This window comes from Delftia sp. DT-2 (assembly GCF_028401915.1).
GTDB classification, from domain to species: domain Bacteria; phylum Pseudomonadota; class Gammaproteobacteria; order Burkholderiales; family Burkholderiaceae_C; genus Comamonas; species Comamonas tsuruhatensis.
This window is the reverse complement of record NZ_JAQOTI010000006.1, coordinates 206102-231016: the sequence shown is the minus strand read 5'-3', so window position 1 is coordinate 231016 and position 24915 is coordinate 206102. Positions and strand designations below refer to the sequence as shown.

The window sequence follows — 24915 nt, the reverse complement described above, 5'->3', positions numbered from 1 at the left end:
CGCGGCCATCGGCACCCGTCCTATCCGCCCTGCCTCTGCGTGATGTGCCTGACGTGCGTGACATGCATGTCCCAGTAACGGCGCGCCCGCTCCCGCTCGCAGACCAGCTGTGCGGGATCGGCAGAGCGCCAATGCGCTGCGCCGCAGCGGGCCGACTGCACCACACTGGAGCCGTTGGCCTCATAGCGCCGCACCACCTCGGGGACCGGATGTCCATAACGGCTGCGGTATCCCGCCTGAACCATGGCCCAGCGCGGTGCCAGGGCCTGCACCAGAGCAGTGCTCGATGAGGTGCGGCTGCCGTGGTGCGGCACCAGCAGCCACTGCACGGGCGTGAGGGCGCCGGCCTGCGCCAGCGCCCTTTCCTGTGCAGCCTCGATATCGCCGGCCAGCAAGGCCTGCACCCCGGATGCCGAACGCAGCAGCAGCACGCAGCTGCCCGCATTGGCGTGGGCCAGGGCCTGCGCGGCCGGCAGCGGTTCGCCCGCGGGTGGATGCAGCACCTGCATCTGCACGCCATCCCACTCCCACTGCTGGCCGGCCTCACATCGGCGCACGGCGCCCAGGCCGGCCAGAGCGGGGTCCAGGATCACGGAGTCCGATCCCCAGACCTCGGCCTGCGGCTGCGCGGCATGCACGGCCAAGGCGCCGCCCGTATGGTCGCCGTCGCGGTGGCTGAGCCACAGCGCATCCAGGCGCAGCCCCAGGGCCTGCAGCAGCGGCACCAGCACCCGTTCGCCGGCATTGCTGTCCATGCCGTACTGCGGACCCGTGTCATACAGCAGGGCGTGCCGGGCCGTGCGCAGCAGCACGGCATTGCCCTGGCCTATGTCCACGGCCATCAAATCGAACTCGCCATGCGCCGGTGCGGCCGGCGGCCACCACAGGGCCGGCAGGCACATGGCCAGGCCCCAGCAACGCCATCCGGCCGGCACCGGAGCCACCAGCGCCAGGCCTGCACCCAGCGCAGCCAGCCCCGCCCACAGCGGCGGCTGCGGCAGCTGCAACACGGCCCAGCCCCACCGGTCCAGCCACTGCAGCAGTTCCAGCAGCGGCGCCAACGCCAGCGCCGCGCCCGTCCAGAACGGGGGCCACAAGGCCCCCAGCAAGGCCAGTGGCGTGACCACGAAAGTCACCCAGGGAATCGCGGCCAGATTGGCCAGCAGCCCCGACAGCGACAGCTGGCCAAACAGCATCAGCCCCAGTGGCGCCAGCGCCAGAGTGATGCGCCACTGCTCACCCCACAACGCCAGGGCACGGGCGGGCAGCGACGGCCGCACCGCGCCCTGCATGCGTGCATCGGTCGCCAGCAGCACGCCCACGGCGACAAAACTCAGCCAGAAGCCCGCCTGCCACAGGGCCCAGGGATCGAGCACGACAACCACGGCCAGCGCCAGGCACCACACGGCGGGCCAGGGCCAGCGCAGCCCTGTGACGCGCAACGCGGCCACCGTTGCCAGCATGCACACCGTGCGCTGCGCCGGCAGACCCCAGCCGCTGAACAGGGCATAGCCGCCCGCCAGCAGCACGCCGGCCAGCAGCGCCGCCTGCGGTGCCGGGCACCACAGGCAGGCCCGGGCACTGCAACGCCACAGTCGCCCCACGACCAGCGCAGCCAGCCATGCGAACAGGGTGATATGCAGTCCGGAAATACTCATCAAATGGGCCACGCCGGTATGGCGGAACAGCGTCCAATCGTCACGCGCAATGGCCTGCTGATCGCCCATGGCCAGGGCGGCCACCACGCCCAGCATGCGCGGCGACTGCGCGGGGTCCATGCCTACGCGCTGCATGGCTTGCGCGAGTGCGGCTGCCCGGTTCACGATGGCCTCGCGCATCTGCTGGCGCCAGCGCTGCAGGGCGTAGGCGCCGGTGTCGGCCAGCAGGCTCGCCGCTGGCTGTTCGCGCACATAGCCCGTGGCCTGCACGCCCTGCTCCCACTGCCACAGCTCATAGTCGAAACCGTGGGGATTGCGCGCGCCATGCGGGCGCTTGAGCCGTACGGTCAGGGCCCAGCGCTGGCCCGGGCGCAGGACGGGCAGCGACGCTGCGGCGCCCTTGGACGCCCGGCCCCGGGCTGCGTACCAGGACAGCTCAATCAACCCGGGAAACGGAGCCAGGGCCTCTTCGCGGCCCGCGATCTGCGCCTGCTCCACGGCCATGCGCCAGCGCATGCCCTGGGCCATGTTCTGGGGCAGCGATGCCACGACGCCGACGATGCGCAGGTCACGCCCCTCCAACGGCGGAGACAGCGCCTGGCCCGCAAAGTCCTGGGCACGCCAGCCTGTCAACCCGCCCATCAGCAAGGCGGCGCAGACAGCGGCCCACAGGCCGTGCACAACACGGCAGCGCCGGCCTGCCCATGCCCGCCACGCCCTCCATGCCAGGCCTGCCAGCCCCATGCACGCCAAGAGCAGATATATCCACAGCGGCCACAGGCGCGGCTGCGTGACCTGCCAGGCCGCACCGGCCACGCAGCCGAGCAGCAGGGGCGTCCAGGAAGACGGCGAGAGAGTTTGGGCAGCTGCCGCAGGGTGCATCCACACATGCTAGGAGCGGATGCCGCGCAGCCACCATGCACCGCCTCGGATTCAGACAACAATCAGACTGACGGAAGCCCAGGCCCTGACATGCCAGGGTGCACGGGGGCTGTGTCACACTGTCCGCCACCCCGGCACTGGCGCCGGATTTTTCTTGTCTCGAAGGAATCAACGATGAGCGTTTACGAACAACTGAAGGCCCTGAACATCGAACTGCCGTCGCCTGCCATCCCGGCGGCAGCCTACGTGCCCTATGTGCAGACGGGCAATCTGGTGTTCCTGAGCGGCCATATCGCACGCAAGGACGGCAAGGTCTGGGCAGGCCAGCTGGGCCGTGATCTGCAGACTGACGACGGCCAGCAGGCCGCGCGCGCCATCGCCATCGACCTGATGGGCACGCTCCAGCACGCCGCCGGCGGCGACCTGGGCCGCGTGCGCCGCATCGTCAAGCTGATGTGCCTGGTCAACTCCACGGGCGACTACACCGAGCAGCACCTGGTGGCCAACGGCTGCAGCGAGCTGCTGGGCCAGGTCTTCGGCGATGCCGGCACGCATGCGCGCAGCGCCTTCGGCGTGGCCCAGATCCCGCTGGGCTCCTGCGTGGAAATCGAGCTGATCGCCGAACTGGCCTGATCGGCATGCCGCCGCACGGCGCCGCCGTGCTCGCAGGCGGCTAGAAACTCTCCCATTGGCCATCCTCGGCTGCCGGTGCGGCGGGCCGGGGCGCCGAGGCCAGCTTGGGCGCCGCCTCCCTTGCTGCGGCAGGCCGCGCGGCAACCGGCCCGACAGCCGCAGGCGCCACGGCTGCTACCGGCCGCCTTGGCGCTGCGGCCGCGCTGTGCGCAGTGCGCACCGCCGGCGCAGCCTGCCTTGCGAGCGTCGTCGGCGAGGGCGCCAGGTGCGCCACCTTGAACACCGCCACCGTGCGCGACAGCTGCTCGGCCTGCTCTCGCAGGCTTTGCGCCGCGGCCGCGCTTTGCTCGACCAGGGCCGCGTTCTGCTGCGTCATCTGGTCCAGCTGTCCCACGGCCTGATTGACCTGGGCCACGCCCGCGCTTTGCTCCGAAGAGGCCGCCGTGATCTCGCCGATGGTGTCGGCCACGCGCTGCACGGACTGCACGATGCCCTCCATGGTGGTGCCGGCATCGCCCACCAGGCGGGCGCCGTCCTCCACCCGTTCCACCGAAGCGCCGATGAGCTGGCGTATCTCCTTGGCAGCCGCCGCGCTGCGCTGGGCCAGCGTGCGCACCTCGCTGGCCACCACGGCAAAGCCCCGGCCCTGCTCGCCTGCGCGGGCCGCCTCCACGGCGGCGTTCAGCGCCAGGATATTGGTCTGGAAGGCAATGGAGTCGATGACGCCGACGATGTCGGCAATCTGGCGGCTGCTGTCGTTGATGCCTTTCATGGTCTCGACCACCCGGGCCACGACCTCACCGCCGCGCTGGGCCACCTGTGACGCGCCCGCCGCCAGGCTGCTGGCCTGCTGTGCACTGCGGGCGCTTTGCTGCAGCGTGCTGGTGAACTGCTCCATGGCGGCTGCGGTCTCCTGCAGGTTGCTGGAGGTCTGCTCGGTGCGCACGGACAGGTCGTGGTTGCCGGTGGCAATCTCGGCACTGGCGATGGCAATGCTGTCCGTGCTCTGGCGCACCTGCTGCACCATGCCCGACAGCGATTCGCTCATGGCCTGCAGCGAGCGCAGCAGGTCGCCGAATTCGTCAGCGCGCTGTGTCTGTCCCTGCGCCGCTGCGCTCAGGTCGCCTGCGGCAATGCGTTCGGCCAGTTCCCTGGCCTGGGCCAGGGGGCGGCGGATGCTGGCAATCAGGAAATGGGCGCCGATGACGATGCACAGCAGCAGCACGCCCACGGCCGCAGCGGCAAAACCCACGGTGAGCCTGCGCGAGGCTGCCGTCTCTTCCTGGCTGCTGCGCACCACCTGCTCCTGCATCTGCACGAAGTCGCGCAGCGACTGCAGATAGGCATCCACGGCAGGGTTGTAGGATTGCTTGACCAAGGCCAACGCCTGCTCCTGCCGGCCATCGGCCTTGAGCTGGCGTGCCTGGGCACGCAGTTCGATCATGGTCTTGCGGGCTGCCGCAATCCTGGCCATCTGCGCCTTGTCTGCGTCGGACAGGGGCATGGCTTCCAGTGATTTCTGCACTTCGGTGATCCGCGCCGAGGTGGCGCTGATCACGTCCTTGAACTCGGCCTCGACGGCAGCATCACTGCTGACCACCAGGGCCTGGGTGCGGGCCGCATTGGTTTCGGTCAGCCCCATCCAGCGCACGGCGGCCTGGACCCGCGCCTGCATCTCCTGGGTGACGGCCTCGGACCGGGCCTGGACCTGGGCCGAGCGATAACCCGACAAGCCGACCACGCCCACCAGCGCCACCACGATGGCGGCCACGGCAAGCCACAGCTTGTGTGCCATGCGAAGTCGCAGCATATCCAGTCTCCCTCATGTTGGAAGACTCCATGTTGAGGCCTGCAGCAGGGCCCGGAGGTCGGAAAAACCCAGAGAAAACCCCTGATCCACCCCTTTCGCGGAAGGCATTGCAGGGGCAGTTGCGCTCTTTACTCCACGCGCGTCACGCTTTGCGGCTTGAAGCCCAGGTCGGCCGACTTGCCCTTGCGGCCGCGCGTGCCACGGGCATTGTTGAGACTGCGGATCTCCAGCGTCTCGCTGCGCTCCTTGCCGCCGCGGCCCAGGCCATCGATGCGGATGCTGCGCGTGTAGGCGGCAGCGCCCGCCAGGGTGTCCTTGTCCTCCAGGTCGAGCAGCATCAGCCCGCGACCGCCCTTGGCCATGTGCTTGAGGCTGGCGATCTCGAAGGTGAGGATGCGGCCGCCCGTGGAGGCGCAGATCACATGCGTGGCCGGCAGCAGCAGGCCCGCGCCCTGCTCGCCTTCCTGCGGCTCGGCGCGTGCGCCCATGGGCACGCCGTAGGCCGTGGACGGGGCGCACAGCGTCTCGCCGTCGGCCAGCGTCACGAAGGCCTTGCCCGCCTTCTGGCGCGAGACCATGTCGCCCACCATGGCCACGAAGCCGTAGCCGCCCGACCCCGACAGCAGCAGCGCCGTTCCTTCGGCTCCCGCGAAGTAGTACAGGATCTGGGTGCCGGCCTCCAGCTCGATGAGCGTGGTCACGGGCTGGCCATCGCCGCGCCCGCCGGGCAGCTGCGACACCGGCACCGAATAGACCCGGCCATTGCTGCCGAAGGCCAGCAGCTGGTCCACCGTGCGGCACTCGAAGGTGCCGTGCAGGCTGTCGCCGGCCTTGAAGCTGAGCGTGCCCGCATCGACGCCATGGCCCTGGCGCGTGCGCACCCAGCCCTTGTCCGAGATGATGACCGTCACGGGCTCATCGACCACCTTGACTTCGGCGACCACCTTCTTTTCTTCCTGGATCAGCGTGCGGCGCGCATCGGCGAACTGCTTGGCGTCGGCCTCGATCTCCTTGCAGATCAGGCGGCGCATGACGCTCTCGCTGCCCAGGATGTCTTCGAGCTTGCCCTGCTCGACGCGCAGTTCCTTGAGTTCCTGCTCGATCTTGATGGCCTCCAGCCGCGCCAGCTGGCGCAGGCGGATTTCCAGAATGTCGTCGGCCTGGCGCTCGGACAGCGCAAAGGCATCGATCAGCGCCTGCCTGGGCTCGTCGCTGGCCCGGATGATGGCGATGACCTTGTCGATGTTCAGCAGCACGGCCTGACGGCCTTCGAGGATGTGGATGCGGTCCAGCACCTTGGCCAGCCGGTGCTGGCTGCGCCGCGTGACCGTGGTCTGGCGGAAGGCGATCCATTCCTCGAGCATCAGGCGCAGGCTTTTCTGCACCGGCCGGCCATCCAGGCCGATCATGGTCAGGTTGATGGAGCTGGACGACTCCAGGCTGGTGTGCGCCAGCAGCGCCGTGACCAGCTCCTGCTGCGGCACCTTGCCGGTCTTGGGCTCGAAGACCAGGCGCACGGGCGCATCCTTGCTGGACTCGTCGCGCACGCCGTCGAGCACGGCCAGCATGCTGGCCTTGAGCTGGGTCTGTTCCTGGCTCAGCGCCTTCTTGCCGGTCTTGACCTTGGGATTGGTGATGTCCTCGATCTCTTCGAGCACCTTCTGCGCCGAGACGCCGGGCGGCAGCTCGGTCACCACCATCTGCCACTGGCCGCGCGCCAGCTCCTCGATCTTCCAGCGCGCGCGCAGCTTGAGGCTGCCGCGCCCCGTGCGGTAGGCATCCTGGATGTCGGAGGCGCTGCTGATGATCTGCCCGCCGCCCGGATAGTCGGGGCCGGGGATGATCTGGAACAGCTCCTCGTCGCTGAGCTGCGGCCGCTTGATCAGGGCCACGCAGGCGTCGGCCACCTCGCGCAGGTTGTGGCTGGGGATTTCCGTGGCCAGGCCCACGGCAATGCCGCTGGCGCCGTTGAGCAGGGCGAACGGCAGGCGCGCGGGCAGCTGCTGCGGCTCCTGCGTGCTGCCGTCGTAGTTGGGCACGAAGTCCACCGTGCCCATGTCGATCTCGTCGAGCAGCAGGCCCGTGATCTTGGACAGGCGCGCCTCGGTGTAGCGCATGGCCGCTGCGCCGTCGCCGTCGCGGCTGCCGAAATTGCCCTGGCCATCGACCAGCGGATAGCGCTGGTTGAAGTCCTGGGCCATGCGCACCAGCGCATCGTAGGCCGACTGGTCGCCGTGCGGGTGAAAGCGACCCAGCACATCGCCGACCACGCGCGCGCTTTTGACCGGCTTGGCCGCCGTGTTGTGGTTGGGGCCGCTGTAGCTCAGGCCCATGCGGTCCATGGCATACAGAATGCGCCGCTGCACGGGCTTGAGGCCGTCGGTGACATCGGGCAGTGCCCGGCCCTTGACGACCGACAGTGCGTATTCAAGGTAGGCGCGCTGTGCGTACTGGCCCAGGTCCAGGGCATCGCCGGCCGCCTGTTGGGCCAGATCCAGAGTGTTTTGATCGCTCATGAAGAAATTCGTGATCTCAATAAATGCAGTGAAGGCCGCTCATCGCGGCGATGGCAGCCCTGTGGACAAGGTCATCCGTATCCGGGGCGCTGTGCCAGGCTGTGCCGCCACCGCAGGCGCTGCCTGGCCCGCACGCTGGCGCCCGCCCTGCAGCTGCTCGTAGATACCGAGCACGGCCTTCACGTAATTGCGGGTTTCCTGATAGGGAGGAATGGCCTGCCCCGCACGCCGCACGGCACCCTCGCCCGCGTTGTAGGCGGCCAGCACCAGGTCCAGCCGCCCGGGGAACAGCCCCATCAGATGGTTGAGGTAGCGCGCGCCGGCCGGCACGTTGACGGCCGGGTCGGCCAGTTGCTGCTGCACGCTGCGCTGGCGGCTGGCCTCCACGCCGAAGCGCTGGGCCGTGGCGGGCATCAACTGCATCAGGCCGACTGCGCCCCTGGGCGAGATGGCCTGCGCGTCAAAGCCCGACTCGACGGCAATCACGGCCTTGAGCAGGTCGTAGTCCACCCCCGTGTGGTCCGCCGCCTTGCGCAGGTGGCCGCGCACGCTCTTGTAGCGCGGCGAGATGTCGAAGAAGCTTTGCATCCGCGTGCTCGCCTGCAGCCTGCGCCCGGCATCGCTGCCGCCGTCATCGTCGGCAGCGGCCTCGGCTTCCACCAGCGGGGGCTTGAGTCCCTGCTCGGTGCTGTCATACAGCGAGCCGCGGAAGTAGAGCTTGTAGCGCTCGTCCAGCGCCTGCGCGGCGAAGTGCGTGATGCCGCGCTCGTCCACGAAGGCCCAGAGATCGGCATGCGCGGGCTGCGCCACCCCCCACAGCGCCAGGGCCGCGCCCAGCGCTGCAAGCGCGCGCGCGGCAGCGGCGCGCGCAGGGTGCGGGCGGTGCGGAAGGTGCGGAAGGTGCTGTGGGGCAGCCGGGCGCAGGGGCATGGGGATCAGATATCCACTTCGATGGCGTCGCCGTGCAACTCCATCAGCTCGCGGCGCGCCGCAGCCTCGCCCTTGCCCATCAGCTTGGTGACGACCTGCTCGGCCGCCGCAAAGTCCAGATTCATGAACTGCACGGGCAGCAGGCGGCGCGTGTCGGGGTTGAGCGTGGTTTCCCACAGCTGCTCGGCATTCATCTCGCCCAGGCCCTTGAAGCGGCTGATCTGGCATTTCTCGCGCGGCACGCCATCCTTGGCGGACTTGTCGAGGATGGCGGTCAGCTCGCCCTCGTCCAGCGCGTACATCTTGGCTGCTGGCTTCTTGCCGCGCGCAGGCACATCGACGCGGAACAGCGGCGGCAGCGCCACATGGATGTGGCCGGCCTCGATGAGCTTGGGGAAGTGGCGGAAGAACAGCGTGAGCAGCAGCACCTGGATGTGCGAGCCGTCCACGTCGGCATCCGAAAGAATGCAGATCTTGCCGTAGCGCAGGCCGGACAGGTCGGGCGTGTCATGGGGGCCATGCGGGTCCACGCCGATGGCCACCGAGATGTCGTGGATCTCGTTGTTGGCGAACAGGCGGTCACGGTCGACTTCCCAGGTGTTGAGCACCTTGCCGCGCAGGGGCAGCACGGCCTGGGTTTCCTTGTCGCGTCCCATCTTGGCGCTGCCGCCGGCCGAGTCGCCCTCGACCAGGAAGACCTCGTTCAGGCTCAAGTCGCGGCTTTCGCAATCGGTGAGCTTGCCGGGCAGCACGGCCACGCCCGAGCCCTTGCGCTTTTCGACCTTCTGGCCCGCCTTCTGGCGGGTCTGGGCGGCCTTGATGGCGATCTCGGCCAGCTTGCGGCCCCATTCCACATGCTCGTTGAGCCACAGCTCCAGCGCAGGGCGAACGTAGCCGCTGACCAGGCGCACGGCATCGCGCGAGTTCAGGCGCTCCTTGATCTGGCCCTGGAACTGCGGGTCCAGCACCTTGGCATTGAGCACGTAGCTGGCGCGCGCGAAGACGTCGTCAGGCATGAGCTTGACGCCCTTGGGCAGCAGCGAATGCATCTCGATGAAGGCCTTGACCGCCTGGAACAGGCCGTCGCGCAGGCCGCTGTCGTGCGTGCCGCCGGCCGTGGTGGGGATCAGGTTGACATAGCTTTCGCGCAGCGGCGCGCCATCCTCGGTGAAGGCCACACACCAGGCGGCGCCCTCGCCTTCGGCAAAGCTGTCGTGGTTGCGGTCGGCAAAGCCCTCGCCTTCGAACAGGGGGATGACGGCCTCGCCATGCAGGCTTTGCTGCAGATAGTCGCGCAGGCCGCCCTTGAACTGCCAGGTCTGAGTGTCGCGCGTCTTCTCGTTGACCAGGGTCACCGACACGCCGGGCATGAGCACGGCCTTGCTGCGCAGCAGATGCATCAGCTCGCCCATGGGCAGCTGGGAGGATTCGAAGTAGCGGGCATCGGGCCACACGCGCACGGTCGTGCCCTGCTTGCGCTCGCCCGCGGCCAGCGGCCGCGATTGCAGGGGCTCGACCACGTCGCCGCCCGAGAAGGCGATGGTGGCCACCTTGCCCTCGCGGTGGATGCAGGCCTCAAGGCGCGTGGCCAGCGCATTCGTGACCGAGACGCCCACGCCATGCAGGCCGCCCGAGAAGCTGTAGGCGCCGCCCTTGCCCTTGTCGAACTTGCCGCCCGCATGCAGGCGGGTGAAGACCAGCTCCACCACGGGCGCCTTTTCCTCGGGGTGCATGCCGAAGGGGATGCCCCGGCCGTCGTCCTCGACGCTGTAGGAGCCGTCGGAATGCAGGGTGAAGCGGATTTTCTTGCCGAAGCCGGCCAGCGCCTCGTCGGCCGCGTTGTCGATCACCTCCTGCAGCACATGCAGGGGGTTGTCGGTGCGCGTGTACATGCCGGGACGCTGCTTGACGGGCTCCAGGCCCTTGAGCACGCGTATCGAGCCTTCGGAGTATTCGCTGGCGGAAGTGGGAGATGGTTTGACTGCCATGGGGGCGGATTGTAGTGCGCGGCCCGGCTCAGTGCTGGATACATTCACAGTCATTGACATTGACTATCCCGAAAAGGCCAGTGCCGCCAAGGGCTACGAAGTGCCGCGCTGGCGCATGGGCGACCCACGCGTCGCAGCGCAAAACCCGGAGTTTCGCTAAAGTTTGCCGCATGCACAAAAACAACCAACCCATGTCCATGGTGCAGATACTGCTGTGCGGGGGCGCAGTCGTGACGCTGTCCATGGGAATCCGGCACGGCTTCGGCCTGTGGCTGCAGCCCATCACCCAGGAGATGGGCTGGACGCGCGAGTCCTTCGCGCTGGCCATTGCCATCCAGAACCTATCCTGGGGCGTGCTCGGCATCTTCGGCGGCATGCTGGCCGACCGCTTCGGCGCCTTCCGCGTGCTCCTGGTGGGCGCGCTGCTGTATGCGCTGGGCCTGGCCGGCATGGCCATGGCGCCCACGACAACCTGGTTCGCCCTGACGGCCGGCGTGGTGATAGGTGCAGCCCAGGCCGGCACCACCTATGCCGTGATCTACGGCGTGCTGGGCCGCCAGATTCCCGTGGCGCGGCGCAGCTGGGCCATGGGCGTGACGGCGGCGGCGGGCTCCTTCGGCCAGTTCTTCATGGTGCCCGTGGAAGGCAGCCTGATCTCGAACTTCGGCTGGTCCAACGCCCTGCTGCTGCTGTCGCTGTGCGCCCTGATGATCATTCCGCTGGCCTTCGGCCTGCGCGAGCCGGGCTTCACGGCCGGCAATACCCGACCCGTGCGCGACCAGAGCGCGGGCCAGGCCGTCGCCGAAGCGCTGCGCACGCCCAGCTTCGTGCTGCTGACGGCCGGCTACTTCGTCTGCGGCTTCCAGGTGATGTTCATCGGCGTGCACATGCCCAGCTACCTCAAGGACTACGGCCTGGCACCGCAGGTGGCCAGCATCTCGCTGGCGCTGGTGGGGCTGTTCAACATCGTTGGCACCTACGTGGCCGGCAACCTGGGCCAGCGCCTGCCCAAGCGCTACCTGCTGTCCACCATCTACTTCACGCGCTCGGTGGTGATCGTGCTCTTCCTGCTCGCGCCGCTGACGCCCTGGTCGGTCTACATCTTCTCGGCCGCCATGGGACTGCTGTGGCTGTCCACCGTGCCGCTGACCAATGCCACCGTGGCCCAGATCTTCGGCGTGCAGCATCTGTCCATGTTGAGCGGCATGGTGTTCTTCAGCCACCAGGTCGGCAGCTTTCTGGGTGTCTGGCTGGGCGGCTATCTGTATGACCACACCGGCAGCTACCAGGTGGTCTGGTACCTGGCCATCGGCCTGGGCGTGGCCGCCGGCCTGCTGAACCTGCCGATACGCGAAGCCCCGGTGGCAAGGCCGCGCGCGGCGCAGGCGGCGGCCTGACATGACGACAGCCACCACGCCCCGCCCACAGCTGCTGCGCAGGCTGGCGCTGTGGGCCGCCGTGCTGCTGGTGCTAGGCCTGGTCTTCATGCTCTATCTGCAGCCCGAGTTCATGCTGGGCATGGCCGACCAGCTCTGGGCCTGCTTCTGAAATTGAAGCGCGGCAAAGGCCTGGCGGCACAATGGCGGCCGCTTTCAATTCATTTCCGAAATTTCACATGCACGCAGCCACGCCGCCTTCGCCCTGGATCCAACGCTGGTCGCATCTTCTGGCACCCGAGGCCACCGTGCTCGACGTGGCCTGCGGCCCTGGCCGCCACATGCGCTGGTTCCATGCACGCGGCCATGCAGTGACGGGCGTGGACCGCGACGCCCAGGCCCTGGCCGGCCTGCAGGGCGTGGGCGAGCTGCTGTGCGCCGACATTGAAAACGGCCCCTGGCCCCTGCCCGGCAGGCAGTTCGGCGCCGTGGTCGTGACCCACTATCTGTGGCGCCCGCTGTGGCCGTCGCTGCTGGACAGCGTGGCCCCCGGCGGCGTGCTGCTGTACGAAACCTTTGCCCAGGGCAACGAGGCCTTCGGCAAGCCTTCCCGGCCCGATTTCCTGCTGGCGCCCGGCGAGCTGCTGCAGGCCTGCGCGGGCTGGCACATCGTGGCCTACGAGCACGGCCAGCTGGGCGAGCCCGATCGCGTGGTCCAGCGCATTGCGGCACTGCGCCCCGATGCAACAGGCCGGGAACCCGTGGCCATGCTGGCGCATCAGAAGGCGTCAGGCTCTGCAATCGCCTGAATCCCTACAGGCGACCGCCTTGGGCCTGCCTCCGACACTCGTTAGAATGATCCTTTCCCGTTTTTTCTTGCGGACATGACATCCTCCTCCGTCGCTCTCACTGGCAGCATCGTTGCCCTCATCACGCCCATGCACGAGGACGGTAGTGTTGACTACCCGGCGCTGCGAAAACTCATCGACTGGCATGTGGCCGAGGGCACGGACTGCATCGGCGTGGTGGGAACGACAGGCGAATCCCCCACCGTCAACGTGGAGGAACACTGCGAAATCATCCGCGTGTCCGTCGAGCAGGCTGCGGGCCGCGTTCCCGTGATGGCAGGCTGCGGCGCCAACAGCACGCACGAGGCCATCGAGCTGGCCCGCTACGCCAAGAAGGTCGGTGCCGACAGCCAGCTGCAGGTCGTGCCCTACTACAACAAGCCCACGCAGGAAGGCCAGTACCAGCATTTCAAGGCCATTGCCGAAGCGGTGGGCGACCTGCCTGTGGTGCTCTACAACGTGCCCGGCCGCTCGGTGGCCGACATGCAGCACGACACCGTGCTGCGCCTGGCACAGATTCCCGCCATCATCGGCATCAAGGAAGCCACGGGCAACATCGAACGCGCCCAGTGGCTGATCCGTGAAGTGCCCGAAGGCTTCGGCGTGTACTCCGGCGATGATCCCACCGCTGTGGCACTGATGCTGTGCGGCGGCCACGGCAACATCAGCGTCACGGCCAACGTGGCGCCGCGCCTGATGAGCGATCTGTGCAAGGCGGCCCTGGCCGGCGACGTGCGCACCGCCATGGACATCCAGATGCGCCTGATGCCTGTGCACAAGAACCTCTTCGTCGAGGCCAACCCCATTCCCGTCAAGTGGGCCGCAGCCCGCCTGGGCCTTTGCGGCCCGGCCATGCGCCTGCCGATGACACCCCTGAGCAAGAATCTGGAAGCCACCGTGGAAGCCGCCCTGAGCTCCGCTGGCCTGCTGTGAGGCGCCCCGCCCCACCGACCGAACGCACCAAGGATATTCGCGTGAAACAGCCCATTGCACGTCTGAGCCTGCTGAGCCTGGCCATCGGCCTGACAGCCTGCACGACCACGTTCCAAGAGAGCAAGATCGACTACAAGAGCGCCGGCAAGCAGCAGGCGCCCACCCTGGAAGTCCCGCCAGACCTGACACAGCTGTCCACGGACTCCCGCTACGCCGTGCCCGGCGGCGTGGTCTCCGCCGCCGCCATGGAAGCCAACTCCAAGGCGCAAAAGCCGGCAGAGGGCCGAACGGCCACCGCCGCCCTGGGCGATGTGCGCATCGAGCGCAATGGCGAGCAGCGCTGGCTGGTGATCAAGCGTCCGGCCGACCAGCTGTGGGAGCCCGTGCGCGACTTCTGGCTGGAAAACGGCTTCATCTTCACTACTGAAGACCGCCAGCTCGGCATCATCGAAACGGATTGGGCCGAGAACCGCGCCAAGATCCCGCAGGACGTGATCCGCAAGACGCTGGGCAAGGTCTTCGACGGCCTGTACTCCACCAGCGAGCGCGACAGGTTCCGCACCCGCCTGGAGCGCTCGGCCGACGGCTCCACCGAGGTCTACATCACGCACCGCGGCATGCAGGAGGTGTACACCAGCGCCCAGAAGGACCAGACCATCTGGCAGCCGCGCCCCTCCGATCCGGAACTGGAAACCGAATTCCTGCGCCGCCTGATGGTCAAGCTCGGCGTGAGCCAGGAGCAGGCCGACGCCGTGGCCAAGGCCAACACCACCACGGCAGCCGCCACCGGCAGCGTGCGCATGGAATCCGCCAACGGACAGCCCGTGCTGCAGATCGACGAAGGCTTTGACCGCGCCTGGCGCCGTGTCGGCGTGGCCCTGGACCGCACGGGCTTCACCGTGGAAGACCGCGACCGCAGCCGCGGCATCTACTTCGTGCGCTATGTGGCGCCCGATGCCAAGGTCGAGCCCAAGGGATTCTTCAGCAAGCTGTTCAGCCGCTCGCCCGACGCGGCCGCGCCGGTCAAGTACCAGATCCAGGTGCGCAGCGAGGGCGACAAGTCCACGGTCACCGTGCTCAACACCCAGGGCCAGCCAGAGACCTCGGCCAATGCCCAGCGCATCGTGCGCGTCATCACCGACGACATGAAGTAGGCGATCCTCACGTCGGGATTAAGGCGGCAGCCCTCGCCTGCAGCCACCGCGCATTCACTTGCCGGTGGCTTTTTTGCATCCGGGCCGTCGTGCATAAACCATGGATTTGCATGACCGGGCCCCGGTGGACGAAAAAAAACCGCAGCCCGAAGGATGCGGTTTTTTCGCAGCACAAGCCTAAGCCTGTGCCATCGGCGAAGGCCGGATTACTGCTTGGTGGCTTCCTTGGCGGCAGCGTCGGCAGCCGCCTTGGCGGCGTCTGCAGCAGCGCCTTCAGGAGCAACCGCTGTAGGTGCAGCTGCGTCAGCGGCGGGCGCTGCGGGAGCAGCTGCGTCGGCGGCGGGAGCAGCAGGAGCGGCTTCTGCGGGAGCGGGAGCTGCCGGTGCGGGAGCTTCAACGGCGGGTGCGGGAGCGGGGGCCGGAGCCTCTTCCTTCTTGCCGCAAGCGGCCAGAGCTGCAGCAGCGATCACGGTAGCCAGGATCAGAGAGTTCTTCATCACAGTTTCCTAGAGAGTAGGTAAGAAGACAGTACACAGGAGGGGCCCCGCCACTTGCGCCACCGGATGCGGGCAACCGGTACGCGGCGGCCAGGCCACGTCAAACACATTCATTCGACTTGGAACGAATTATAGGGAGATTTTTTCGAGGCTGACTGAAACTGACAACCTCTGAACAATTCCGCACAAATCCTCTTGCCAAGTCCGAATGGGGCAGCAAGAAGCTACCTTGGCGTCCACTGTGTAACAAAACCAGGTTGCTGTCAATTTACTGACGAACCCAAGACAATTCTTTACAAATCTATCGGAGTCCGCCTTGAATCAACAGAACGCTGTCAACGGTGAATGCCCGAACTTAGCATGACTGAGTCACAGCGTCTACCCGGATCAGGACAGCGGCCCGCCTCGCACCCAGCCGGCGTCAAACCAGGAGGACAGCAGCTCCAGCGCGTCATCGCTGGCCTTGGCCAGATCGGCGCGTGACAGGGCCCGCGTATCGGCCAGCTTGCGCATCAGGGTGGCATCGCGGCCACCGGCCAGATAGCTTTCTCCGTTGATGAAGATGTGCCTGGCGTCATACATCATGCGGGTGCGGCGGTCCAGGACCACGCTCTCGAACATGCCGTTTTCCTCGCCATGCTCGAACCACACATTGGCCTTGGGCTCGGTCATGTACTCGCCCAGAGCGCGCTCCAGCGCCAGCGGCTCGGCCAGCGCGCGTTCCAGCGACTTGCGGGCGAAATCGTGCAGGCTGGCGGGAATCTCGCCCGGGGCTTCAACGGCCGGCTGGTCGGGATCGCGGTAGACGACCGGCACTTCGGGCTCATCGGGCTCGTCGGACATGCGCAGCAGCAGCTCGCGGGCCAGCTCGTCGCGCGCGGGCGAGCGAAAGCCGATGGAGTACGTCATGCACTCGCCTTCGGCGATGCCGTCATGGGCCCACTTCGGGGGCAGGTAGAGCATGTCGCCGGGCTCGAGCACGAATTCCTCTTCCGGCTCGAAATGCGAGAGCACCTTCAGCGGCACATCGGGCTGCAGCGACAGGTCCTTCTGGCGGCCGATGCGCCAGCGCCGGCGGCCATGGGCCTGCAGCAGGAAGACGTCGTAGCTGTCGAAATGCGGGCCGACGCCGCCCTGGTCGGTGGCAAAGCTGATCATCAGGTCGTCCAGCCGCGCCTCGGGCACGAAGCGGAACTGCTGCATCAACTGGTGCACGCCGTCGTCGTGCAGGTCCACGCCCTGCACAAGCACGGTCCAGCCGGGCTTTTGCAGCGAAGGCAGGCTGCGGCGCGACAGCGGGCCTTGGCTGAGCTTCCAGCTGCCGCCGTCGTGCTGCTGGATCAGGCGCGATTCCACCCCGTCCTCGCCTGCCATGGCCAGCAGCCTGGCGCGCGGAATCAGGGGCTTGAAGCCCGGGATCGCCTGGCGCACCAGCAAGGGCTTCTTGTGCCAGTGGCGGCGCATGAATTGGGAAGCGGTAAGCCCGCCCAGCAGGGCAAGCGGGGTGTTGGTGTCCATGGAATGGTCCGAAATGAGCAGAAAGACAGGGCGGCATTGTCCTATGCGGCCATTGCCCTGTCCTGGCGCCAGCGCAAGCCGGCCCGAAATGGCCGGACGACGCTCAGCCCGCAGCCTTGCGCATGGCCCTGAAATCCGAGGGCGCCAGGCCCGTATAGGCCTTGAAGGCCCGGCTGAAATGCGCGCTGCTGCCAAAACCGCAGTCCATGGCGACTTCGGTGATGGTACGCTGCGCGTGCTCGGGCAGCAGCAGCTCGCGCATGCACAGCTCCAGCCGGCTGTGCTGTATGAAGGCGCCCAGGCTGGTCTGGCTGTCCGCAAAGGCGTTGTGCAAATGGCGCTTGCTGCAGTTGAGCGCGGCGGCCACGGACTCCACCGACAGGCCCGGATCGCGCAGATGGGCCACCACATGGGCGCGTATGCGGTCCTGCAGCGCCAGTTGCTGGGTGCCTGCCGTGCCCTGCCCGGCCAGCTCCTGCAGCGAAAGGTGGACCATGTCCACCAGCAGCTCGCCCGCGCGGCGCGCCAGATGCGGGGCCATGCCGGGCAGCTCCTGGTAGGTGCTGCGCATGGTCTCCAGCGCGATGCGGGCGATGCCCGAGCTGCCGCCCACGTTGCGCCCCATCAGTCCTTCCAGCCGGACGCCCCGGTCCACGATGGCCTGGCGCGGCAGCATCACGATGAGGTGCTCCGACCATTCGGGATTGGCCACCTCGTACTCCTGCGCCGTGTCATAGATGACCCAGCTGCCCTTGCGCACGCTGGCCTCGCGGTTGTGCTGGCGCACGCTGGCCACGCCCTCCCAGGGCGCGACGATCTTCAGATAGGGCGACTCATGGGCACGCAGGCCCTGCATGCTGCGCATGACGCGGTGGCGGCCCGCCTCCAGCCGGGTCAGGACCACATCGCCGGCATTGGCCACGCGCACATGGCCCTCGAACAGGCGTTCGCCATAGACATCGGTATCCAGGCCTGCAAACAGGCTCGACATCCAGGCATGCCAGGCCGACGCCGTCTCGCCGGGCGGCAGTCCGTCGGTGCTCAACACCATGGCATCGGTCATGTGCGGTCTCTCCTGATCGCCGCACGGGTGAAGGATCTGTGTGCGGCCATGGACGTGATTATGGGAAAGTGCAGGCCCGTCGCGCCCCATGGCTTTCCCCGCGGACAGCCAGGACAAGGGTAAACCCCGGAGCCCGTGCACGATCCGTCATGCGCTTTGTGCGCCCAGCGGGCTGCCTGCGCCATCGCCTGCTTCTACGATGACCGGCACGCCCGGCTGCGCCAACGCCCAGGCCACAACCGCATACCAAGGAGACAGTCATGATCGAACAAACCATGCTCATCGCAGGCCAGGCCGTCCAGGCCGGCAACGGCGCCACCTTCGAGCGCCGCAATCCGCTGGACGGATCGGTGGCCACGCGCGCACCGGCCGCGACGCCGCAGGATGCCGTGCGCGCGGTCGAAGCCGCGCAACAGGCCTTCCCCGCCTGGGCCGCGCTGGGCCCGACCGAGCGCCGCCAGATGCTGATGAAGGCATCGCAGGCGCTGGAGGCCAAAACCGAGGCCTTTGCCGCCGCCATGGCCGCCGAGACGGGCGCCTCGGGCATCTGGGCCGGCTTCAACGTGCACCTGGCCGCCAACATGTTCCTGGAGGCCGCATCGCTGACCACCCAGATCAATGGCCAGATCATTCCCTCGGACGTGCCCGGCAGCCTGGCCATGGCCGTGCGCCAGCCCGCTGGCGTGGTGCTGGGCATTGCGCCCTGGAATGCGCCCGTCATCCTGGCCGTGCGCGCCATCGCCACGCCGCTGGCCTGCGGCAACACCGTGGTGCTCAAGGGCTCGGAGCTGTGCCCCGCCACGCACGGCCTGATCATCGAGGCCCTGCAGGAAGGCGGCCTGCCGCCCGGCGTGGTCAACTTCGTGACCAATGCGCCCGAAGATGCCGGCGCCGTGGTCGAGGCCATGGTGGCCCACCCGGCCGTGCGCCGCGTGAACTTCACGGGCTCCACGCGCGTGGGCCGCATCATCGGCCAGACCTGCGCCAAGTACCTCAAGCCCGCCATTCTGGAGCTGGGCGGCAAGGCGCCCTTCGTGGTGCTGGACGATGCAGACATCGACGCCGCCGTGGCCGGCTGCACCTTCGGTGCCTTTGCCAACTCGGGCCAGATCTGCATGTCCACCGAACGCATCATCGTGGACGAGGCCGTGGCCGGGGATTTCCTGGACAAGCTGGTGGCCCGTGCCACCTCGCTGCCGCTGGGCGATCCGCGCAAGGGTCCCGTGGTGCTGGGCTCGGTGGTGGACATGGCCACCGTGGAGCGCGCCAACCGCCTGATCGACGACGCGCTGGCCAAGGGCGCAAAACTGCTGTGCGGCGGCAAGGCCACCAACACGCTCATGGCAGCCACGCTGATCGACGGCGTCACGCCCGAGATGGACATCTTCCGCGAGGAAACCTTCGCCCCCGTCAAGGCCATCGTGCGCGTACGCGGCGAGGAGCAGGCCATCGCCATGGCCAACGACAACGAATTCGGCCTGTCCTCGTCCGTCTACACCCGCGACACTGCACGCGGCTGGCGCGTGGCCGCGCGCATCGAGGCCGGCATCTGCCACGTCAACGGCCCCACCGTGCATGACGAGGCACAGATGCCCTTTGGCGGCGTGAAAAACTCGGGCTACGGCCACTTCGGCGGCCAGGCAGGCATCGACGCCTTCACCGAGACGCGCTGGATCACCATGCAGACCGCGCCCCGCCACTACCCGTTCTGATCGGCAGGACTCGCCGCCCGGCCTGCGCAGCGGCCGGGCCGCCGTGGGAAAATCGCGCCAACGCGGCCGCCGGCACGCCTTCGTCAAACACGGGCGCGCGCGGCGGTCTTTCTTTTTCCCCACTGCGGCATGGGCCGCACAAGCTGCACACCATGGAAATCACAGAACAATGCGTGGTCGCTCTGACCTGGACCCTCAAGGACACCCTGGGCGAGGAACTGGACGTGCTCGATGAGCCCGTGGAGTTCCTGGTCGGCGGCGACGATCTGCTCAAGCGCATCGAGGAGGCCCTGCAGGGCCACGGCCAGGGCAAGGTCCTGGACCTGCACCTGGAGCCCGAGGAAGCCTTCGGCGACTACAACGAAAGCCTGATCTTCCTGGAGCCGCGCGCCCTGTTCCCGGCCGAGCTGGAGGAAGGCATGAGCTTCGAGGCCAGCGCCCTGCCCAAGGGCTGCAGCGCCGTGCAGCCCGACCTGCTCTACACCGTCACGGAAATCTATCCCGAGCATGTGGTGCTGGACGGCAACCATCCGCTGGCCGGCATCGCGCTGCGCCTGCACCTGAAGGTCGAAGGCGTGCGCGAAGCCACCGAGGAGGAAATCGGCCGCGGCTCGGCCGGCACCGGCTTCTTCCGCATCCAGCCCATGGCACCGGGCAACGACACGCTGCACTGAAATTGCCGCGCTGAAATGGCAAAGGGCTCCCTTCGGGGAGCCCTTTTGCATGGAGCGAGCCTGGTACTCAGCGCAGAAGCTGGTTGTTGTCCACGCGCACGCTCTCGCCTACGCGCAGCTGCGGATTGCTCTGGTAGTCGAACACGCGCATGCTGCCGTCGTTCAACTGCACGGTGACACGGTAGACATCGCGCAGGTCGCCAGGGCCAGTGTTCTTCTCGATGGCATTGCCCGCCATGGCACCGCCCACCACGCCCGCAATGGTGGCGATGTCGCGCCCGCTGCCCTTGCCCACCTGACGGCCCAGCACCCCGCCGACCACGCCACCCACCACGGCCCCGGCACCTATGCCCGAGCCACCGATGCCGCTGGGCTGCTGGATCTGAACCAGTTGCACATTGGTCACGCGCCCCTGCTGCACATAGCCACCGCCGCCCGGGTAGGCCGTGCCGGGCTGGCCGCTGGCGGGATAGCCCCCGCTGGGGTAGCCCCCGGCGGGATATCCGCCAGCGGGATAGCCACCTGCAGGGTAGCCGCCACCCGGATATCCGCCCTGCTGTGGATAGCCCGCGCAGGCGCTGAGCATCAGCGCTGCAATGCAGCTGGTGCCGATGGCGCCCAAGCGATGAATGGAAGGGGGCATGGAAATCTCCTGTGTACTGTCCGTGGATCGATCAAGGGCAGCCGCCGACCCGGCCTGCGGCTGCATACCACTGCAACGCCCCAGGCTGCATGTGCGCCGACCGGACTGAACACTTGCTGACAAAAATCAGCCCGCCGGCCCGGCCTCAATTGCGTGCGCGAATGCTGAGCACGTTGCCGTTGTTGCCATCGACATAGAGCTTCACGGGACGGCCATCGCCGGTCTGGCCCTTGACCTGGTAGAGGCCGTCTTCCCACTCGATCTCGCGCAGGTCGCGGTAGCCCAGGCCTTCCATGCGCTCGAAGACTTCGCGGATGCTCAGGCCCGGCCCCTGGAAGGCGCCGCGCACGGAGGCCACCGTGGTGGCCACGGCTTCGCCGGCCTGCACGGTCACCGAAGGACCGCCCGTGGCGGCGGCCTGAGCCTGCACCTGGGCGACCAGCCCGGCAGTGGCGATCAGAACAATGCCCAGGCCCGTCAGGCCATGGCGTGCAGCGCGGGAAATCAGTTGTCGGATGGAAGGCATGAGGTTCTCCTTGGCATGTGAAGGTCGGCGATTGGGTCGGCGATGCATCTGAAAAGACCGCATCTGCCGGCTGCTGCGCCTTCGTTTCCGGTGGATTGCGACGGCGTGCAGCCATTGTTCGATGCAGGCCATGAACGCAAGCTGAAGCAGCCGTTCATCCGAGGTTCATCCACGCTGGGCTATAAAGTTTTCCATGCCCACTCCATCCTTCTCCATTCCTCGCAGGTCCTGGATGCTGCTGGCCGCACTGCTGCTGATGGCGGCGGCCCTGGCCTCCTGGACCACGCCCTCGGATGCCGGCGACAGCGACCATGAACTCGCTCGCCAGGCCCTGCAGCAAGGCCGCGTGCTGCCGCTGCGCACCGTGCTCGACCAGGTCGAGCGCGACTACCAGGGCCAGGTCATCAAGGTCGAGTTCGAGCATGACGACGGCCGCTTCATCTACGAGATCCGGCTGCTGCAATCGGGCGGCCGCGTGGCCAAGCTCAAGATCGATGCACGCGATGGCAAGGTGCTGAGCTTCAAGCGCAAGGACTAGACGCAGATGCGAATCCTCGTGGTGGAAGACGAGCCCACGCTCTGCGGGCAACTGGTACAGGCCTTGCAGCAGGCAGGCCATACGGTGGAGACGGCCGCGGACGGCGCAACGGCCCAGTACCTGGGCGAGGTCGAGGAGTTCGATGCCGCCGTGCTGGACCTGGGCCTGCCCGTGCGCGATGGCCTGACGGTGTTGCGCGCCTGGCGCGAACAAGGGCGGGTCATGCCGGTGATGATCCTCACGGCGCGCGGCGCCTGGCATGAGAAGGTGGCCGGCATGGATGCCGGCGCCGACGACTATCTGGCCAAGCCCTTCCACATGGAAGAGCTGATGGCCCGCCTGCGCGCCCTGCTGCGCCGGCTCAGCCCGCACGCCAGCGCCCAGTGGCAATGCGGCCCCATCGTGCTGGACTCGCGCCATGCCCGCGTGAGCGTCGCCGGCCAGCCGCTCACGCTCACCAGCCATGAATTCAAGGTGCTGGCCCTGCTGATGCAGCGCGTGGGCCAGGTGATATCGCGCACCGAGCTGTCCGAACACATCTACCCGCAGGACAGCGACCGCGACTCCAACACCATCGAGGTCTTCGTCGGCCGCCTGCGCAAGAAACTGCCGGCCGGCAGCATAGAAACCGTGCGCGGAATGGGCTACCGGCTGGTGGAAGGCGCGCCCGCTGCATGAACGCACCACAGGAAGGACAGGTATCCCGGCTCGGTGATTCGCTGCGCCTGCGCCTGCTGGCCGGCACGCTGGCCTGGGTGCTGGCGGCCGTGCTGCTGGCCGGCTGGGGGCTGCGCGGCCTGTTCCGCGACCACATCGCGCAGCAGTTGCAGGCGCAGCTGGTGCTGCAGCTCGACCAGCTCAGCGCAGCCGTCAACAGCCTGCCCGGAGGGCGCATCGAAGTCGGACTGGCCGTGGGCGACCCGCGCCTGGCGCAGCCGCTGTCGGGCCTGTACTGGCAGATCGACCAGGTGAGCGATGGTGCGGGTCCGCCCGAGAAGGCCGGCTTGCTGCGCTCTCGTTCGCTGTGGGACCAGACGCTGGACTGGCGCCAGTTCCGTGCCGATACCGGCAATCCCGGCGAACACCGGGAAGACACGGCGTTGAGCACGGGCATGCTGCCCGATGGTCAGGGCCACCCGCTCGTGGCCGTGGCACGCCCCCTGCAATTGCCCGAAGCCGAGGCGCCGCCGTTGCGCCTGATCGTTGCGGCCGACAGCGCCCTGCTGGCCGAGCCCATGCAGCGCTTCACCACCATGCTGATCGCCGCACTGGGCACGCTGGCGGCCGGGCTGGTGCTGGCCGTGGTGTTGCAGCTGCGCCTGGCGCTGCGGCCGCTGCAGTTGCTGCGCACAGGCCTGACCGACGTGCGCAAGGGCGCCACGCCGCGCCTTGAAGGCCGGTTTCCGCAGGAACTGCGCCCCCTGGTGCAGGAGTTCAACCATGTGCTGGATGTGAACGCCGACATGGTCCAGCGCGCGCGCACGCAGGCCGGCAATCTGGCCCATGCCGTGAACACGCCCCTGTCGATTCTTGGCAACGCCGCCGCGCAGGAAAGCGGAGCGCTGGCCGAACTGGTGCGCGAGCAGGTGGCCAGCGCCAGCCGCCAGGTGGACCACCATCTGGCCCGGGCCCGCGCCGCAGCGCGCCAGGCCACCGGCTTGCGCACGCCCTTGGAGCCTCCGCTGGCCTCGCTGGTGCGGACCATGGAGCGCCTGCATGCCGGACGCGGCATCCGCTTCACGCTGAAGGGGGATGCGCAGCTTTGGGACTTTCTGGGCGACGGCCAGGACCTGATGGAAATCCTGGGCAACCTGCTGGACAACGCCGGCAAATGGGCGGCCCAGGCCGTGAGCCTGGAAGTCCAGGGCCTGGAGCACGATCAGGCCGGCGGCCCCTTGCTGCTGACGGTGGACGATGACGGCCCTGGCATCGAAGACGCCGACCTCGACCGCATCTTCGAGCGCGGCGAGCGTCTGGACGAGCGCAGGCCCGGCGCAGGGCTGGGCCTGGATATCGTGCGTGACCTGGTGCAGACCTATGGCGGCAGCATTGCAGCCAGCCGCTCGCCGCTGGGCGGCCTGCGCATGCAGTTGCACCTGCCCGGAGCGCGACGAGAGGCATGAGCGCGGGAGGCCGCAGGGCAGCGGCTCACCCCCCTCTCAGCGCTCGCAGCACCTGCACCAGGGTGTCTGCCTGGGGAAACAGCCAGTCGGCCGCAGCGCCCAGCGCCACGGCGCCCACCAGCGCGCCCAGCACCGGCTTCCAGCTCAGGCGCAGCGCGGCCAGCAGCCAGCCTTCGCGCTCCACCACGTAGAGCGTGCGCGCCATCAGCAGCGCAAAGGCCACCTCCACCGCCACAGCCAGGAACAGGTCGGCCCCAAAGACCAGCCACAGCAGCGACCCTGCCCCCGTGACCGCGACCAGCAGCGCGGCAAACACCAGCAGCACCGGCACCAGGACGACAGCGCCTTCGTCCAGCCCATCGATGCCGGGCACGTCAAAGCCTTGCGACGCCGAGGAAGCGGCCTCGGACATGGCACCGCCGTCGTCCCAGCTGCCGCTGGAGCCACCGCCGCCATAAGAGCCGCCCTGCCCGCTCTCGAATCCGCCAGCCCCGGGCGTGCGGGCCGGTGAAGAACCGCTGCCGCCGGGCGCGGCATCGGGCACATCCGGCCCATCCCAGTCGCGGCGCAGCATGCACTCGGCCCACAGGCGTACCAGCAGCAGATACAGCAGATAGCCGCAGACCAGGGCCACGCCGTAGCGCAGCGCCATGCTGTGCACGCCCGCATGCAGCAAGGCCAGGCTCAGCAGCGACATGCCGGCCAGGCTGAGGCCGCCCGTCAACGCCGCATGCAGTCGCAGCCAGTGGCGCTGCTGCAGGCGGCGGCGCATGCGGTCTTCCTGCGTGAGCACCACGCGCGTCCACGACGCGGATGGGCGATGGCGAGTGCGCCGGGATGGCCTGGCCATGCGGACTCCTCCCTGAAGCGATGCCCTGGCAGCGCAGCTGCGG

At 68.1% G+C, this 24915-nt stretch carries 22 protein-coding genes; 11 read left to right on the top strand and 11 right to left on the bottom strand.

The window, feature by feature from the left end; all coding sequences use genetic code 11:
* Positions 1-20: 20 nt before the first annotated feature.
* Positions 21-2540, bottom strand: a complete 2520-nt coding sequence (locus PO605_RS12580) for a DNA internalization-related competence protein ComEC/Rec2 (protein ID WP_047474740.1) — start codon at positions 2538-2540, stop codon at positions 21-23.
* Positions 2541-2714: 174 nt separating this feature from the next.
* On the opposite strand from PO605_RS12580, the gene PO605_RS12575 reads away from it, so the two are divergent.
* Positions 2715-3173 carry a RidA family protein gene (locus tag PO605_RS12575; protein ID WP_047474742.1) on the top strand — a complete coding sequence of 153 codons (459 nt, stop codon included), beginning with the start codon at positions 2715-2717 and terminating at the stop codon, positions 3171-3173.
* A gap of 40 nt (positions 3174-3213) precedes the next feature.
* Here the strand turns inward: PO605_RS12575 and PO605_RS12570 are convergent, their stop codons facing one another.
* From PO605_RS12570 to PO605_RS12555, 4 genes are all read right to left on the bottom strand, one after another.
* On the bottom strand, positions 3214-4983 hold the full coding sequence (locus PO605_RS12570) for a methyl-accepting chemotaxis protein (protein ID WP_272206530.1): 1770 nt from the start codon (positions 4981-4983) through the stop codon (positions 3214-3216).
* A gap of 128 nt (positions 4984-5111) precedes the next feature.
* Positions 5112-7499: a DNA topoisomerase IV subunit A gene (parC, locus tag PO605_RS12565; protein WP_016447621.1), complete on the bottom strand. Its 2388-nt coding sequence runs from the start codon at positions 7497-7499 to the stop codon at positions 5112-5114.
* Positions 7500-7538: 39 nt separating this feature from the next.
* Positions 7539-8429, bottom strand: a complete 891-nt coding sequence (locus tag PO605_RS12560; protein ID WP_272206529.1) for a lytic transglycosylase domain-containing protein — start codon at positions 8427-8429, stop codon at positions 7539-7541.
* A gap of 5 nt (positions 8430-8434) precedes the next feature.
* Positions 8435-10417 (bottom strand): DNA topoisomerase IV subunit B, encoded by a 1983-nt coding sequence (locus PO605_RS12555; protein WP_016447623.1) that lies wholly within the window; start codon positions 10415-10417, stop codon positions 8435-8437.
* A 170-nt stretch (positions 10418-10587) separates the two neighbouring features.
* Between PO605_RS12555 and PO605_RS12550 the strand changes: the two genes are divergently transcribed.
* From PO605_RS12550 to bamC, 5 genes are all read left to right on the top strand, one after another.
* On the top strand, positions 10588-11814 hold the full coding sequence (locus PO605_RS12550) for an MFS transporter (protein ID WP_017404391.1): 1227 nt from the start codon (positions 10588-10590) through the stop codon (positions 11812-11814).
* A 1-nt stretch (position 11815) separates the two neighbouring features.
* Positions 11816-11965 carry a hypothetical protein gene (locus PO605_RS12545; protein ID WP_016447625.1) on the top strand — a complete coding sequence of 50 codons (150 nt, stop codon included), beginning with the start codon at positions 11816-11818 and terminating at the stop codon, positions 11963-11965.
* A gap of 67 nt (positions 11966-12032) precedes the next feature.
* The gene (locus PO605_RS12540) at positions 12033-12602 is read left to right on the top strand and encodes a class I SAM-dependent methyltransferase (RefSeq protein WP_047219397.1); all 570 of its coding nucleotides are present in this window, start codon (positions 12033-12035) and stop codon (positions 12600-12602) included.
* 75 nt (positions 12603-12677) lie between these two features.
* Positions 12678-13574, top strand: a complete 897-nt coding sequence (gene dapA, locus PO605_RS12535) for a 4-hydroxy-tetrahydrodipicolinate synthase (protein WP_016447627.1) — start codon at positions 12678-12680, stop codon at positions 13572-13574.
* Positions 13575-13615: 41 nt separating this feature from the next.
* On the top strand, positions 13616-14728 hold the full coding sequence (gene bamC, locus PO605_RS12530) for an outer membrane protein assembly factor BamC (RefSeq protein ID WP_016447628.1): 1113 nt from the start codon (positions 13616-13618) through the stop codon (positions 14726-14728).
* Between the two features lie 206 nt (positions 14729-14934).
* Here the strand turns inward: bamC and PO605_RS12525 are convergent, their stop codons facing one another.
* The 3 genes from PO605_RS12525 to PO605_RS12515 all read right to left on the bottom strand — a co-directional run bounded on the left by PO605_RS12525 (position 14935) and on the right by PO605_RS12515 (position 17806).
* A complete protein-coding gene (locus tag PO605_RS12525) occupies positions 14935-15225 on the bottom strand; it encodes a hypothetical protein (protein WP_082001612.1) in 291 nt (96 codons plus the stop codon).
* A 387-nt stretch (positions 15226-15612) separates the two neighbouring features.
* Positions 15613-16743, bottom strand: a complete 1131-nt coding sequence (locus PO605_RS12520) for a JmjC domain-containing protein (RefSeq protein ID WP_047473834.1) — start codon at positions 16741-16743, stop codon at positions 15613-15615.
* 103 nt (positions 16744-16846) lie between these two features.
* Positions 16847-17806, bottom strand: a complete 960-nt coding sequence (locus tag PO605_RS12515; protein ID WP_047219400.1) for a helix-turn-helix domain-containing protein — start codon at positions 17804-17806, stop codon at positions 16847-16849.
* Between the two features lie 260 nt (positions 17807-18066).
* Between PO605_RS12515 and PO605_RS12510 the strand changes: the two genes are divergently transcribed.
* Complete coding sequence (locus PO605_RS12510) at positions 18067-19518, top strand: aldehyde dehydrogenase (RefSeq protein ID WP_047473835.1); 1452 nt, start codon at positions 18067-18069, stop codon at positions 19516-19518.
* A gap of 152 nt (positions 19519-19670) precedes the next feature.
* A complete protein-coding gene (locus PO605_RS12505; RefSeq protein WP_272206528.1) occupies positions 19671-20192 on the top strand; it encodes an FKBP-type peptidyl-prolyl cis-trans isomerase in 522 nt (173 codons plus the stop codon).
* A 67-nt stretch (positions 20193-20259) separates the two neighbouring features.
* On the opposite strand, the gene PO605_RS12500 is transcribed toward PO605_RS12505, so the two are convergent.
* Positions 20260-20835, bottom strand: coding sequence for a glycine zipper 2TM domain-containing protein (locus PO605_RS12500; RefSeq protein WP_047474845.1), 576 nt, complete (start codon positions 20833-20835; stop codon positions 20260-20262).
* 145 nt (positions 20836-20980) lie between these two features.
* Positions 20981-21361: a PepSY domain-containing protein gene (locus PO605_RS12495; protein WP_047474847.1), complete on the bottom strand. Its 381-nt coding sequence runs from the start codon at positions 21359-21361 to the stop codon at positions 20981-20983.
* Positions 21362-21593: 232 nt separating this feature from the next.
* On the opposite strand from PO605_RS12495, the gene PO605_RS12490 reads away from it, so the two are divergent.
* Genes PO605_RS12490 through PO605_RS12480 form a run of 3 tightly spaced genes read left to right on the top strand, consistent with a single transcriptional unit; the run spans position 21594 to position 24022 of the window.
* Positions 21594-21899, top strand: coding sequence for a PepSY domain-containing protein (locus PO605_RS12490; protein ID WP_012206897.1), 306 nt, complete (start codon positions 21594-21596; stop codon positions 21897-21899).
* A gap of 6 nt (positions 21900-21905) precedes the next feature.
* Positions 21906-22577 (top strand): response regulator transcription factor, encoded by a 672-nt coding sequence (locus PO605_RS12485; protein WP_047474850.1) that lies wholly within the window; start codon positions 21906-21908, stop codon positions 22575-22577.
* Positions 22574-24022, top strand: a complete 1449-nt coding sequence (locus tag PO605_RS12480; RefSeq protein WP_047474852.1) for a sensor histidine kinase — start codon at positions 22574-22576, stop codon at positions 24020-24022. Before PO605_RS12485 ends, PO605_RS12480 begins: the two co-directional genes overlap by 4 nt.
* A 25-nt stretch (positions 24023-24047) precedes the next feature.
* On the opposite strand, the gene PO605_RS12475 is transcribed toward PO605_RS12480, so the two are convergent.
* Positions 24048-24872, bottom strand: coding sequence for a hypothetical protein (locus PO605_RS12475; RefSeq protein WP_047474855.1), 825 nt, complete (start codon positions 24870-24872; stop codon positions 24048-24050).
* Positions 24873-24915 lie beyond the last annotated feature (43 nt).